Annotated in this window: 15 protein-coding genes; 14 read left to right on the forward strand and 1 reads right to left on the reverse strand. The window is 44.3% G+C overall.

All coding sequences use genetic code 11. The features are described 5' to 3' along the window. Window positions 1-215: 215 nt before the first annotated feature. Entirely contained in the window at window positions 216-1,799 is a 1,584-nt protein-coding gene (locus tag ACVPPQ_RS07790) for a DUF805 domain-containing protein (RefSeq protein ID WP_463493814.1), read from the reverse strand. 275 nt (window positions 1,800-2,074) lie between these two features. On the opposite strand from ACVPPQ_RS07790, the gene fabZ (ACVPPQ_RS07795) reads away from it, so the two are divergent. The 14 genes from fabZ (ACVPPQ_RS07795) to ACVPPQ_RS07860 are packed head-to-tail and all read left to right on the forward strand — an operon-like array spanning window position 2,075 to window position 12,700. Further along, window positions 2,075-2,536: a 3-hydroxyacyl-ACP dehydratase FabZ gene (gene fabZ, locus ACVPPQ_RS07795; RefSeq protein ID WP_025083141.1), complete on the forward strand. Its 462-nt coding sequence runs from the start codon at window positions 2,075-2,077 to the stop codon at window positions 2,534-2,536. A gap of 3 nt (window positions 2,537-2,539) precedes the next feature. After that, window positions 2,540-3,517, forward strand: a complete 978-nt coding sequence (locus ACVPPQ_RS07800) for a beta-ketoacyl-ACP synthase III (protein ID WP_254680694.1) — start codon at window positions 2,540-2,542, stop codon at window positions 3,515-3,517. Between the two features lie 40 nt (window positions 3,518-3,557). Beyond that, a complete protein-coding gene (locus ACVPPQ_RS07805) occupies window positions 3,558-3,800 on the forward strand; it encodes an acyl carrier protein (RefSeq protein WP_025083143.1) in 243 nt (80 codons plus the stop codon). Between the two features lie 11 nt (window positions 3,801-3,811). Continuing rightward, window positions 3,812-4,750 carry an ACP S-malonyltransferase gene (locus ACVPPQ_RS07810; protein ID WP_463493816.1) on the forward strand — a complete coding sequence of 313 codons (939 nt, stop codon included), beginning with the start codon at window positions 3,812-3,814 and terminating at the stop codon, window positions 4,748-4,750. After that, entirely contained in the window at window positions 4,750-5,481 is a 732-nt protein-coding gene (locus ACVPPQ_RS07815) for a 3-oxoacyl-ACP reductase family protein (protein WP_463493817.1), read from the forward strand. Before ACVPPQ_RS07810 ends, ACVPPQ_RS07815 begins: the two co-directional genes overlap by 1 nt. 13 nt (window positions 5,482-5,494) lie before the next feature. Next, a complete protein-coding gene (gene fabF / locus ACVPPQ_RS07820; RefSeq protein WP_463493819.1) occupies window positions 5,495-6,727 on the forward strand; it encodes a beta-ketoacyl-ACP synthase II in 1,233 nt (410 codons plus the stop codon). Window positions 6,728-6,729: 2 nt separating this feature from the next. Next, a complete protein-coding gene (gene accB / locus ACVPPQ_RS07825; protein ID WP_463493820.1) occupies window positions 6,730-7,179 on the forward strand; it encodes an acetyl-CoA carboxylase biotin carboxyl carrier protein in 450 nt (149 codons plus the stop codon). 3 nt (window positions 7,180-7,182) lie between these two features. Continuing rightward, entirely contained in the window at window positions 7,183-7,605 is a 423-nt protein-coding gene (gene fabZ / locus ACVPPQ_RS07830; RefSeq protein WP_463493822.1) for a 3-hydroxyacyl-ACP dehydratase FabZ, read from the forward strand. Between the two features lie 12 nt (window positions 7,606-7,617). Beyond that, window positions 7,618-8,964, forward strand: a complete 1,347-nt coding sequence (accC, locus tag ACVPPQ_RS07835; RefSeq protein ID WP_463493824.1) for an acetyl-CoA carboxylase biotin carboxylase subunit — start codon at window positions 7,618-7,620, stop codon at window positions 8,962-8,964. 14 nt (window positions 8,965-8,978) lie between these two features. Continuing rightward, window positions 8,979-9,827, forward strand: coding sequence for an acetyl-CoA carboxylase carboxyltransferase subunit beta (locus ACVPPQ_RS07840; RefSeq protein WP_463493826.1), 849 nt, complete (start codon window positions 8,979-8,981; stop codon window positions 9,825-9,827). Then, window positions 9,827-10,606, forward strand: a complete 780-nt coding sequence (gene accA / locus ACVPPQ_RS07845; protein ID WP_463493828.1) for a carboxyltransferase subunit alpha — start codon at window positions 9,827-9,829, stop codon at window positions 10,604-10,606. Before ACVPPQ_RS07840 ends, accA begins: the two co-directional genes overlap by 1 nt. A 47-nt stretch (window positions 10,607-10,653) precedes the next feature. Next, a complete protein-coding gene (gene fabI, locus ACVPPQ_RS07850; RefSeq protein ID WP_463496354.1) occupies window positions 10,654-11,376 on the forward strand; it encodes an enoyl-ACP reductase FabI in 723 nt (240 codons plus the stop codon). A gap of 2 nt (window positions 11,377-11,378) precedes the next feature. Next, on the forward strand, window positions 11,379-12,146 hold the full coding sequence (locus tag ACVPPQ_RS07855) for a biotin--[acetyl-CoA-carboxylase] ligase (RefSeq protein ID WP_463493830.1): 768 nt from the start codon (window positions 11,379-11,381) through the stop codon (window positions 12,144-12,146). Window positions 12,147-12,169: 23 nt separating this feature from the next. Further along, the gene (locus ACVPPQ_RS07860; RefSeq protein ID WP_463493831.1) at window positions 12,170-12,700 is read left to right on the forward strand and encodes a biotin transporter BioY; all 531 of its coding nucleotides are present in this window, start codon (window positions 12,170-12,172) and stop codon (window positions 12,698-12,700) included. The last annotated feature ends 39 nt before the right edge of the window (window positions 12,701-12,739 follow it).

Raw genomic sequence — 12,739 nt, forward strand, 5'->3', positions numbered from 1 at the left:
GACGTCACCTTACGCACTATTTTACACTGCTTAAATTAATTGTCAATAAAAACAATAAAATAATAGTATTTTTACATATAATAAAAATATATTAAAACGTTCCAGTGCTTTTTAGCCATTAATTAAAGTCATCAATCTTGGTATATTTAATGTTCAATATAAATAAAAATTTGTGATAAACATTGTCAAAACAACGTTTACCCAAAGCTTTATTTTTAGTAATCAAAAATAATCAGGCGGTCGATGAATGGTTTTCTAAACAAACCGAGATTAAAGTTACGATACTCTCTGGCGGCACCTTCGAAAATTAAACTAATTTTGTGATTTTGCGGATCGACGCTGATTTGTTCAACGGACGGTGGTAGTTTAATGATTGATTCAGATTTAGACGGTTGATTAAGCTTTTTGATTTGATTAAAGTCTAATTGTTGATTAAAGTCAGCAATGTTAATAATGAGATTGCTGGCTGCTTGACCATTACTTTGGGTATAGAGGGTTAGGACGGCACTGCTATCTTCGAAAGGCACTACGGCTAATCCTTGCATACGTTTGAAGCCAGTGGTATATGATTTGATAATTTTTTGGTCTTGCATAATCTTGGCGTAGGCGGCGGGGCTGTTATTTTTAGCCAGTTGATTAGTTAATTGTTTAGTCAGTTTAACGGTCCGCATGCTGGATTTTTGAACGAGACCCGTTTTGGCATTCACTGCAATATCAACCACGCTATGTGAGCCGGTTTCGCGGCCGTATTTAACGATTAACAGACTATTTTTAAAATAGACTAAGCCGGAACTCCGACTGGCCCAACGAAGGGGTGCAATTTGTTTTGCGCCAATCGGTTTTTGGGATTTTGCAGCGTCATATTGGTCAATTTGTTTAAAGGAAATGGCCCGAATACGAGCTGATTGATTGGTATCGTCAGACACCCATAATAAATCGTGATCCTCATCGACCGCTAGACCACCAACGTGTGATTTGCGTGGCAAAATCAGTGATTTTTGATACTTACCGGTACTTTTATCAACGACGAAGATTAACGAATTTAATTGATGGTTGCCATCATAAGCACTAATAAAATAGGACTGTTGATTTTCAGCTAGTCCCTGTGGAATCCAGTTACTCCCGAAGGCGGCTTTTTTAGTTTGATAATTAAGTGACCAAGCGCCATGCAGGCCAGGGACAATCACAGTTCGAGCCTTTTTCAGCGTAGCTTTTGAAAGTTGATTTTTGCTGTATTTAGCAACTGTTTGGTTAAATGCTGCTTGCGTTAGCAAAGGTTCTTGATCAGCGGACCATTTGGGAACTTGCTTAGCGGTGTAGATTTCATTGACATAAGTGTCGTAATTACTCTCAACAATTCTAACGACCGCAACGATTAAAATACCGATTAATAGAAGGATGAGATAACGCGAATTTTTAGTAGGTGTTCTCTGAAGCGCTGTTGGATCGGATGGTAATAGGGTTAAGACCACCAACCAGATAAATCCAATGACTGGGATAATCTCTAGTAGTAGCCACCAACCAGAGCGATTACTATCATGGAGTCGGCGAACCGTAATCCCTAAGGCAGCTACCCAGTTAAACAATAGAATGCTCTGGTAAAGGACGGATAATAATAATTTATTAACATTATCAATCGGACTGATATTAATGAAATTAGCGATTAAAATTTCTAGGATTAGCATCAAAATAATACTGATTAACAAATTAATTAAAATAGCGGACCAGTAATCTTTGCGGTTAGTTCTGCCAGAAAAATCCAATAGGAAACGCCAATAATTTCGGTAGGCTTTAAGCATAGTAATCCTCCTAAATGATGGTGGGTAGAAAATGTTGGTCACAGATTAGTTGGATTTAGCATATATGGCAGCGCTTACACAGGTCAATATAAATGCTTCCTGATAAAAATTAATATTGCTTAAAAAAGTACTTGTAGCAAGCTTTAATAACCGCTGAGCCTAAATTACTTGCGAACTAACATTGACTTCTAAAAAAGCATGTGATAATCTTCTCGACATAGAAATGCGATATGCCGTATCGTATTTTTATTATCATAAAATCACAAGGGGGAATTATGACGATATTAACGACATCCGAGATAATGGCGCTAATTCCTAACCGCTACCCAATCATTTACATTGATCGTGTTGAGGCGTTGGAACCGGATAAAAAAATTGTGGCCACTAAGCTTTTAACGATTAATGAATCGTTCATGCGCGGGTATCAACCTGATCAGCCGCAAATGCCCAATACATTGATCATCGAGGCACTCGCACAAACCGCTTCAATTTTAATTTTGAAATCACCAGCATATGCCGGTAAAACGGCTTATCTGGGAGCGGCCAAACAAGTTGATTTTGGACGGAAGGCTCGACCAGGTGATCAATTACAATTGACAGTGACCTTAATTAAGACGAAATCAAATATGGGTGTTGTGCAAACTAGCGCAACGGTTGACGGCGAAAACGTCTGCACAGCAGAATTAACGTTTGTTGTGGGTCCACGTGATAGTCAACTCGAAAAAAATAGGGGTTAAAAGATGGCCTTTAAAATGATTGCAACCGCTCAACAAGTGCCACAGCAAATTGTGACCAATGACGATTTAGCAAAACGCTTAGAAACATCTAATGAATGGATTGAAAGTCGCACCGGGATTAAAGAACGTCGAATCGCACAAACTGAAAATACATCTGATTTATGTACGCAAGTGGCACGCCAGTTATTGAACCAGCAACAATTAGCCGCGAGTCAAGTCAAAGCGATTATCGTGGCGACGATGACACCCGATTACTATACGCCAGCTACTGCTGCGATTGTACAGGGGAACATTGAAGCTGTCAATGCTTTTGCTTTTGACATTAGTGCGGCTTGCTCGGGTTTCACGTACGCTTTATCCGTTGCTAAAGGTTATCTACAATCAGAAGATGATTACGTGATGGTGATTGGTGGCGAAGTGATTTCCAAAGTGTTGGATTGGTCGGATCGCAGTAGTGCTGTTCTTTTCGGCGACGGGGCAGCAGGTGTGTTATTACAAGGTACGCAAGCCGCAGACGCTTGGTTAGGCGAACGATTGGTGACTCTGGGTCAGCAGAACGATCAACTGACTTCAGGGCAACTTGTTACCGGTCAAACGAATTGGCAAGCACCAACGCAAACCCATTTAGCAATCGACTTTTTTCAAATGTCGGGGCGTTCAATTTATAATTTTGCGACACGAACGGTGCCAGTGGAACTTGAACAAGCCGTTTTGGCGGCGGGCTATTCGTTGGACCAAGTCGATCATTTCTTGATTCATCAAGCCAATGCGCGACTGATTACGCAATTAGCCAAACGGTTAAAACAACCGTTGTCCAAGTTTCCGATGAATCTACAGCACTACGGCAACACCTCCGCCGCCAGTATTCCATTATTATTGGACGAAGAAGTCCAACAAGGTCGCATTAAAACCGGTGATTTATGTGTTTTATGCGGTTTTGGCGGTGGATTGACGATTGGCATTCAAATCATACGTTATTAAAAATTTAAAAAAATAAACTAACAAACAAGGGGATTTTATCATGACACAAGCAGAAATTTTAAACAAAGTACAAGCGGTAATCGCAGAACAATTGGATGTTGAGATTGAAAAAGTGACACCACCAACTAATATTCGGGAAGAATTGGATGCTGATAGTCTTGATATTTTCGAAGTCATGAACCAATTAGAAGATGATTTAGAAGTCAAATTAGATCCAGACGAATCAATCGTGACCGTTCAAAACGTGGTTGATTACATTGAACAAACATTAGCTGCTAAATAAGGGGCAATACGATGCAGAAAATTGGACTTTTATTTAGTGGTCAGGGCAGCGAAGTGGCTGGGATGGGGCTTGATTTATATCAGAATCAACCGACTTATCGAGCTGTGATTGATCAAGCTAGCCAAGTGACGGGTCTTGATTTACCCGTCATAATGCAAACGCCAGAATTATTGGCGCAAACTCAGTATGCGCAACCGGCAATCGTCGCGATGAGTGTCGGAATTGCCCAACTTTTAGCGGAGAATAATGTGCCGATTACGGCGGCCGCTGGTTTGAGTTTAGGGGAATATTCAGCGTTGATTGCCAACCAAACCTTTTCGATGGCGGAAGGCTTACCATTAGTCGCAACGCGCGGTCGTTTGATGCAACAAGCGATTGAGCACCAAGCCGGCCAAATGGTCGCGTTGATTGATCCAAATGTTGCGCAAGTCCAACAAATTTGTACAACCGTTCAGGCGCAAGGTGAGTGGGTGGCGATTGCTAATGTCAATTCACCGAAACAGATTGTGGTTGGTGGCACACCAAATGGCATTCAGCAATTCACAACTGAATTAAATCGATTGGCGCCAACGACGAAGTGTTTACCATTGAAAGTCAGCGGGGCTTTTCACACCCAATTGTTTGCTGAAACGGCGCAAGTTTTTAAACCGTTTATTGAACAAACGCCGCAAAATCAAGGGCTGTATCCCGTGATTAGTAATACGACGCAACAGCCGTTTGAATTGGCGACTTTAACGGCGACGTTGGTCCAACAGATGGCCCATGCGACCCATTTTAGCGCTAATCTACAGTTTTTAGCCCAAGAGGGAATTGATGTCTTAATTGAAGTCGGTCCGGGGAAGACGTTAAGTAAATTTGCCCGGCAAACCATTCCGACAGTTGAACGCTTTAATATTGGTAATCAAAAACAATTGACGTCCGTGCTAGCGGCGTTGAAAGAGGTGCACTAATGAAAAACGAAGCTAAAGTCGTGGCCATCACCGGCAGTAGCCGCGGAATTGGTCGCGCGATTGCGGTGATCTTTGCTAAGGCCGGCTATGATTTAATTCTCAATGGTCGCCAGACAGTCGATCCTGAACTGATTACTGAAATTGAAACCATTGGCCGCCAATGTGTTTTTGTGCAAGGCGATGTCACTGATGAAACGACGGCGACCCAAATCGTAGCGACCGCATTCGAACGGTTTGAACGATTGGACGTTGTGGTCAATAATGCCGGGATTACCAAAGATAAATTATTGATGGCGATGTCCGCAGCTGATTTTAAGGCGGTTGTGGATGTTAATTTGATGGGGACGTTTAATGTCACCCAAGTCGCCTTTACGAAGATGTTACGTCAACGCAGTGGTTGCATTATTAATTTAGCTAGTGTGATTGGTCAACATGGCAATGCCGGTCAGGCCAACTATGCCGCTAGTAAGGCGGGAATTATTGGTTTGACGAAATCAGTTGCTAAAGAAGGCGCTAAACGACATGTCCGGTGTAATGCGATTGCCCCAGGCATGATTGCGACCGATATGACAGCCGTCTTAAAACCAGCGATGACGGATGCCATTTTGGCACAAATTCCGTTAAATCGGTTTGGTGAACCAGAAGAAGTCGCATCAGCAGCGCTTTTCTTGGCTGAAAATCAATACGTCACCGGTCAAGTCTTAACAGTTGATGGTGGCATGACGATATAAGTGAGGGATAACAATGACAAGAGTAGTTGTAACCGGTATGGGCGTTGTCGCACCTTTAGGCAACGATACCGCCACTTTTACCAAACGAATTCTACAAGGTGATTTGGGCATCGGTCCGATCACTAAATTTGATGCCAGTGCGACTGGGGTGACCTTAGCCGCCGAAGTTCAAGATTTTGATGTAGCTGCTCGGGTTGGTAAGAAAAAAGCGAAACGGATGGATTTATTTTCACAATACGCGGTCGACAGTGCGCTAGCAGCGATGCAACAGGCGCAGATTACACCAGAGAATACGAATTCTGAAGATTTAGGTGTGATTTATGGCTCTGGGATTGGTGGGTTAACCACGATTCAAGAACAAGTGATGCGAATGGTCGAAAAAGGCGCTGATCACATTTCACCGTTATTTGTGCCAAAATCAATCGGCAACATGGCATCGGCTAATATTGCCCTTGAAATCAACGCGCAAAACATTTGTACGACAATTGTCACGGCTTGCTCTAGTGGGGCCAACGCTATTGGTGAAGCCTATCGCCAAATTAAAGAAAAGCGCGCGACTGTCATGGTAACGGGCGGGGCTGAAGCGTCGATTAATGAAATCGGCATCGGTGGTTTCGCGGCGTTATCAACGTTGTCAACGGCGACCGATCCGCAGCGCGCTTCTTTGCCGTTTGATCAAAATCGTCAAGGTTTTGTGATGGGCGAAGGCGGTGCGACGCTCGTGTTAGAAAGTTTAGAACACGCGCAAGCCCGCAACGCGACAATTTTAGGTGAAATTGTTGGTTACGGCACGAATTGTGATGCTTACCATATGACGTCGCCGAATCCGGACGGGAGCGTTGCAGCTAAAGCGATGCAGATGGCTCTCAATGAAGGCCAGATTACACCCAACCAAGTTGATTACGTCAACGCCCACGGGACGGGGACGATGGCCAATGAACTCGCTGAATCGGCCGCGCTCAATCGGGTCTTTGGTTTAGACAGCCAAGTACCAGTCAGCAGTACTAAAAGTATGACGGGTCATTTATTGGGTGCGGCCGGCGCGGTTGAAGCCGTCATTACGTTAGCGGCTTTACAACAAGGTATTTTGCCACCGAATATCGGGACACAACAACGCGATGACCATTGTCAGATCAATCTGATTACGGCGCCAACGAGTGCCCCTGACGCCCAATACGGGATGAGTAATTCATTTGGTTTTGGTGGTCACAATGCGGTGTTGCTGTTTAAGAAGTGGAGTGACTAAAGATGGAATACGAACAAGTCAAAGAAATGGTGACCTTATTTAATCAATCGGCCAACCAAGAAATGCAACTCGAAACCGAAGATGTCAAATTATATTTAAATAAACAAAAAACAGCCACCGCCTCAGCTGCTATCACGCCAGTCGGGACGCTGCAAGCGACGTCAATTGAAGCATCAGCACCAAGCAATGACGGCAAGGTTGCGACAGAAGAGAATGCTGCGATTAAATCACCGATGGTTGGGAGTGTCTATTTACAACCAGCACCGGACAAGGCAGCTTACATCGCTGTTGGGCAGTCGGTGACTGTCGGCACTGTCGTTTGTGTGATTGAAGCGATGAAGATGATGACCGAAGTTAAGAGCACGGTCGCAGGCGTTGTGACGGAAGTCTTGGTCGCCAATGAAGAACTGGTTGAATACCATCAACCACTTTTCAAAGTGAAAGAAGGATAAAACATGTTAGATATTGTCGAAATTCAAAAGATATTACCGCACCGCTATCCGATGTTATTAATCGATCGGGTCTTAACACATATACCGGGTGAATCAGCCGTAGCGCAAAAAAATGTGACGATTAACGAAGCCGTTTTTCAGGGCCATTTTCCAGGTAATCCGGTATTGCCGGGGGTCATGATTTTAGAATCGATGGCGCAAACTGGTGCGATTGCGTTATTAACGTTAGATCAATTTAAAGGTCGGACGGTCTACTTTGGTGGCATTAAGAGCGCCAAGTTTCGGCGCGTTGTACGGCCAGGGGATGTTTTAGAAATTACAGTCACTTTAGAAAAGTTAAAAGATAGAATTGGTTTAGGAAAAGCGATTGCGACCGTTGATGGTCAAAAAGCTTGTACCGCAGAATTAACATTTATCATTGAATAAGGAGGGCCCCAGATGTTTAAAAAAGTATTAGTTGCCAATCGTGGTGAAATTGCCCTCCACATTGTTCGAACGTTAAAAGAAATGCAGATTGCATCAGTCGCGGTTTATTCGCAGGCTGATCGCAATAGTTTACACGCACAGTTAGCCGATGAAGCCGTTTGTATCGGTGGTAATCGCGCGCAAGATTCTTATCTCAATATGCAAAATGTGTTATCCGCCGCTTTGGGCACTGGTTGTGATGCAATTCATCCCGGCTACGGTTTTTTATCCGAAAATAGTCAATTTGCAGAAATGTGTGAAGCGTGTGGCATCACGTTCATCGGACCTAGCAGTCAAGTGATTGCCTTGATGGGCGATAAGAGTCAAGCCAAGTTAAGCATGCAACAAGCAGTCGTGCCGTTGATTCCCGGCAGTGACGGTCCGGTGCAAGATTTGGCGCAAGCCCAAGCCGTGGCGCGTGAAATCGGTTATCCGGTTTTATTAAAAGCCGTCGCTGGTGGCGGTGGTAAAGGGATTCGACGTGTTGAATCAGAAGCGCAACTGAATCAACTTTATCCGCAAGCCCAAGCTGAAAGTGCCGCATCATTTGGCAATCAATCACTGTACCTTGAAAAAATTATGACCAACGTTAAACATATTGAGGTCCAAATTTTTAGAGATCAACAGGGCCACGGGGTCTATTTTCCAGAACGGGATTGTTCATTACAACGGTTTAAACAAAAGGTGTTGGAAGAAACACCGAGTGCTTTATTAACGACTGAAGAACGTCAAAAATTAGGCGCCATTGCGTTGCAAGCTGCCGAGCAAATTAACTACGTCAATACGGGCACCGTTGAATTTTTAATGGATCAAGCCCATCAATTTTATTTTTTAGAGATGAATACGCGGATTCAAGTCGAACATCCGATTACGGAAATGGTAACTGGAATTGATTTAATTCGCGAACAGATCAATGTCGCACAGGGACAGCCGTTGTCGTTTGACCAAAGTCAACTGACACCAAATGGATTTGCGCTTGAATGTCGGTTGAACGCTGAAGATCCGGCGCAACATTTTGCGCCCTCAGCAGGGACGATTGATTATCTCTATTTACCGATTGGCAATCTTGGGGTGCGAATTGATACCCATCTTTTTAGTGGTTATACGATTTCACCTTTTTACGATGCGATGATTGGTAAGCTAGTCACTTGGGGACCAACGCGAGCAATTGCGATTGCCAAAATGCAACGCTTGTTAAGCGAATTGATTGTAACCGGGATTCAAACGAATCAAACTTTTCAACAAACTTTGTTGGTTGATCCGGTCTTTGAAGCCAGCCAGGTGACAACCGATTATTTATCGCAAAAATTAACGGATTAACGTAGGAGGGTGCCATGCAATTATTTAATGCCGTGCGTAACATTGGCAAAGCGCACCTGAAATATAATCAAGCCAGTCGTCAAAAAGTCCCCGATGGTTTATGGGTTGCGTGTCCTAAATGTCAGCAATCTTTTTACCATAAAGAACTCGGTCCTTTCCGAGTTTGCCCATTATGTGGTTATGGGTTTCGAACACGGGCCAAGATTCGTTTGGCGTGGTTAACGGCCGATTTTCAACCGCTTGATACGACAATTAAAACTACCAATCCATTGAAATTCCCGAAATATGCGCAGAAAGTCAAACAAGCCCAACAGGTTACCGGTTTAAACGACGGAATTCTAACGGGCCTCGCGACGATTGAAAGTCAGCAAGTGGCGCTGGGCATCATGGACCCCTATTTTATTATGGGGAGCATGGGGACGATTACGGGTGAAAAGATTACGCGACTTTTTGAATTAGCGACCACTAAAAAATTACCCGTGTTGCTGATTACGGCTTCGGGTGGCGCGCGGATGCAAGAGGGGATTCTATCGTTGATGCAGATGGCTAAAACCTCGGCTGCGATTAAACGCCATGCCGACCAAGGGTTGTTGTACATTAGTTTATTGACGGATCCGACTACGGGGGGTGTGACGGCTAGTTTTGCCACGCAAGCTGATATTATTCTAGCGGAACCCAAAGCCTTGATTGGTTTTGCTGGGCGTCGCGTGATAGAACAAACGACCCATGAACAAATTCCAGCCGATTTGCAAGATGCTGAAACCGTGCTCCAAAATGGTTTTATTGATCAAATCGTTTCCCGTGAACAACAAAAAACGGTGTTAGGACAGATTCTCAGATTACACGAAAGCAGGGTTAATTAATGAAACAGACTAAAACCCAAGCGGCCGAAATTGTGGCGGGTGCGCGCAGTCCACACAAAATCACTACAGAACAATTATTAACCGGTCTGTTTGACGATTTGCTGGTTTTTCATGGGGATCGTGTCGGTGGTGAAGACCCCGCGATTGTTGGTGGGGTTGCGACTTTTCAAGGCCAACCGGTGACCGTGATTGCAACGGATAAAGGGACCACACCGGAGGAGCGTATCGCGCGTCATTTTGGCTGTCCCGAACCGGCCGGTTATCGGAAAGCCTTGCGTTTAATGCAGGCCGCCGAGAAATTTAACCGGCCGATTATCACGCTGGTCAATACGGCGGGGGCTTATCCAGGCGCCCATGCTGAAGAAACGGGTCAGGGGATGGCGATTGCTAATAACCTCTATACGATGAGCACGCTAAAAACCCCGATTATCAGTGTGATTTTCGGGGAAGGCGGTTCTGGTGGGGCCTTAGCACTGGCGTGTGGTGACCAAGTTTGGATGGTCACTAATAGTATGTATTCGGTGTTATCACCGGAAGGCTTTGCTTCCATTTTGTGGAAAGACAGCTCGTTGGCAGATCAAGCCGCTGAAATCATGCAACTAACACCAACCGCTTTGAAGAAGGCGGGGATCATTGAAGGGATTATTCCGGAATCGGACAATCCAGCCGAATTCTGTCAAGCGATTCAAAGCGTTTTAGCTGAACAGTTAACTAATTTACAGGCGATTCCAAGTGAGACGCTCTTGAAGATGCGTCAAGCGCGGTTCCGCCAATTTTAAGGAAGAGGAAGTGACGCAAAGTGTTAAAAGGTCAAAAAATATTAGTGATGGGTGTTGCAAACCAAAGAAGTATTGCTTGGGGGTGCGCACAAGCGATTATCGCCGCTGGTGGCGACGTGATTTATACTTATCAAAATGAACGGATTAAACAAAAATTACTTAAAATATTACCAGCAGAAGCGACTCTAGTGGCGTGTGATGTCAGTGATGACCAAGCGATTGAAACGGCTTTTCAAACAATTAAAACCGAGATTGGCATGATTGATGGGATTGTTCACGCAATTGCTTTCGCAAACCGTGAAGAATTAGAAGGTGTTGTTTATGAAACGTCGCGTGCGGGTTATATACTCGCTCAAGAGATTAGTGCTTATTCATTAATCGCCGTTGCAAAATACGGTCGTTTAATTTTAAAACAGCCAGGTAGTATTGTCACGTTAACTTATTTTGGTTCAGAACGGGCAATTCCTAATTATAATGTGATGGGCATTGCCAAAGCGTCATTGGAAGCAAGTGTTCGTTATTTAGCGCGTGATTTAGGGGCTGAAAACATTCGGGTCAACGCGATTTCTGCTGGCGCGATCAAAACGTTAGCCGTCACTGGGGTCAAAGATTATCGGGCTTTGTTAGATGAATCAGAACGCCGGACAGTTGATGGCCAGTCGGTCACAATTGAAGAAGTCGGCAATACCGCCAGTTTCTTATTGAGTTCGTTAGCCAGTGGTATCACGGGTGATGTGATTTATGTCGACAAGGGTGTTCATTTAATTTAGGGATGCAAATTTTAAACCAACAACATATTGAAACACAGCTATCGAGTAGGTTACAGCAATTATTAACGTTTCAAACCTTTAAAACGTTATCCTCAACTAGTGATTATTTAAAAGCCCAATATACCAGTTCGGCGCAAGATTGGACCGTCGTAATTGCCGAACAACAAAGTGCTGGACATGGTCAGTACTCACGGCCGTTTTTGTCACCAGCTGGCGGTCTTTATTTGAGTTTAGCCGTGCCATTAGTAAGTCCTAATGCGGCTAGTTTTCAATATACCGCCACGACCGCGGTGGTTTTGCGCCAAGTCCTAAAAGACTTATTTGGGATGACCGTGGCCGTTAAATGGGTCAACGATCTGTATTGGCAACAACGCAAACTAGCCGGGATTCTAACGGACGGAATTGTGAATCAACAGGGCCAACTAATTGGTCTAGTGATTGGGATTGGTCTGAATTATGACGTACCGGTTGCACAAAAGGCGCCGTTTAGTTCACTCGCAAATCAGATTGCTGAACGACAAGTGTCCCTTAATCGGTTGATTGCGACTTTATTAACGCAATTGGTGCCGGCGTTAGAACAACCCGCTCCTGATTTAGTGGCGCAATATTTACAAGCAACCCAGTTAATCGGTCGAGCTGTTTATCGGGATGCTGGTTGGCACGACTTATTGGGCCACGTGACGGCACTGACGCCAACAGGTCAGTTGCACTTGACACCCCATCAAATTATTCAACCGGGGACCAAGGTTTATTTTAAAACAGGCCCCTAGTGTTTTAGGAGAAGTGAAAATCGATGATTTTATCCAAGGCACGTCAAATCAGTTATGCGAGTTTAGGCTTAGCATTATTAATCATCAGCGCCCAAATTAGTTTGCCCATTTGGACGATATCGGTAACCCTCCAAACGTTAGTTGTTGGTTTATTAGCGACGATTTTACCGTATCGTTTAAATCTCATGATTATTTTAGCCTACCTAACGTTAGGATTGCTCGGATTACCAATCTTTGCCAATTTTACCAGTGGGATGAGTGTGTTGGTCGGGCCGACCGGTGGCTATCTGATCGGATTTTTGGCGTATAGTACCGTGACGACCATTGGGATTGCTTGGTTAGGCCGCCAGCCATTAACGCTATTTGGGGTGACTTTTGTGGCCAGCCTCAGTCAATTATTAATTGGGACGGTCTGGTTGTTATTCTTTTTAAAATTAACGTGGCCGGTGGCGTTGATGACCGGATTTGTACCGTACGTGCTCATCGAATTGATCAAATGTGGCTTGATTAGCCAAATAGCGCCCCGATTGAGATTCAGTTTGGTTAGTCGATAATTTAAAATAATGAAATACGTCTGGCAACGAGTCGCGACT

It is taken from the genome of Latilactobacillus parafuchuensis (assembly GCF_055271665.1).

Coding starts and splice junctions, on each gene's coding strand:
- ACVPPQ_RS07790 (WP_463493814.1), bottom strand. CDS start 1,799: ATGCTTAAAGCCTACCGAAATTATTGGCGTTTCCTATTGGATTTTTCT.
- fabZ (WP_025083141.1), top strand. CDS start 2,075: ATGACGATATTAACGACATCCGAGATAATGGCGCTAATTCCTAACCGC.
- ACVPPQ_RS07800 (WP_254680694.1), top strand. CDS start 2,540: ATGGCCTTTAAAATGATTGCAACCGCTCAACAAGTGCCACAGCAAATT.
- ACVPPQ_RS07805 (WP_025083143.1), top strand. CDS start 3,558: ATGACACAAGCAGAAATTTTAAACAAAGTACAAGCGGTAATCGCAGAA.
- ACVPPQ_RS07810 (WP_463493816.1), top strand. CDS start 3,812: ATGCAGAAAATTGGACTTTTATTTAGTGGTCAGGGCAGCGAAGTGGCT.
- ACVPPQ_RS07815 (WP_463493817.1), top strand. CDS start 4,750: ATGAAAAACGAAGCTAAAGTCGTGGCCATCACCGGCAGTAGCCGCGGA.
- fabF (WP_463493819.1), top strand. CDS start 5,495: ATGACAAGAGTAGTTGTAACCGGTATGGGCGTTGTCGCACCTTTAGGC.
- accB (WP_463493820.1), top strand. CDS start 6,730: ATGGAATACGAACAAGTCAAAGAAATGGTGACCTTATTTAATCAATCG.
- fabZ (WP_463493822.1), top strand. CDS start 7,183: ATGTTAGATATTGTCGAAATTCAAAAGATATTACCGCACCGCTATCCG.
- accC (WP_463493824.1), top strand. CDS start 7,618: ATGTTTAAAAAAGTATTAGTTGCCAATCGTGGTGAAATTGCCCTCCAC.
- ACVPPQ_RS07840 (WP_463493826.1), top strand. CDS start 8,979: ATGCAATTATTTAATGCCGTGCGTAACATTGGCAAAGCGCACCTGAAA.
- accA (WP_463493828.1), top strand. CDS start 9,827: ATGAAACAGACTAAAACCCAAGCGGCCGAAATTGTGGCGGGTGCGCGC.
- fabI (WP_463496354.1), top strand. CDS start 10,654: ATGGGTGTTGCAAACCAAAGAAGTATTGCTTGGGGGTGCGCACAAGCG.
- ACVPPQ_RS07855 (WP_463493830.1), top strand. CDS start 11,379: ATGCAAATTTTAAACCAACAACATATTGAAACACAGCTATCGAGTAGG.
- ACVPPQ_RS07860 (WP_463493831.1), top strand. CDS start 12,170: ATGATTTTATCCAAGGCACGTCAAATCAGTTATGCGAGTTTAGGCTTA.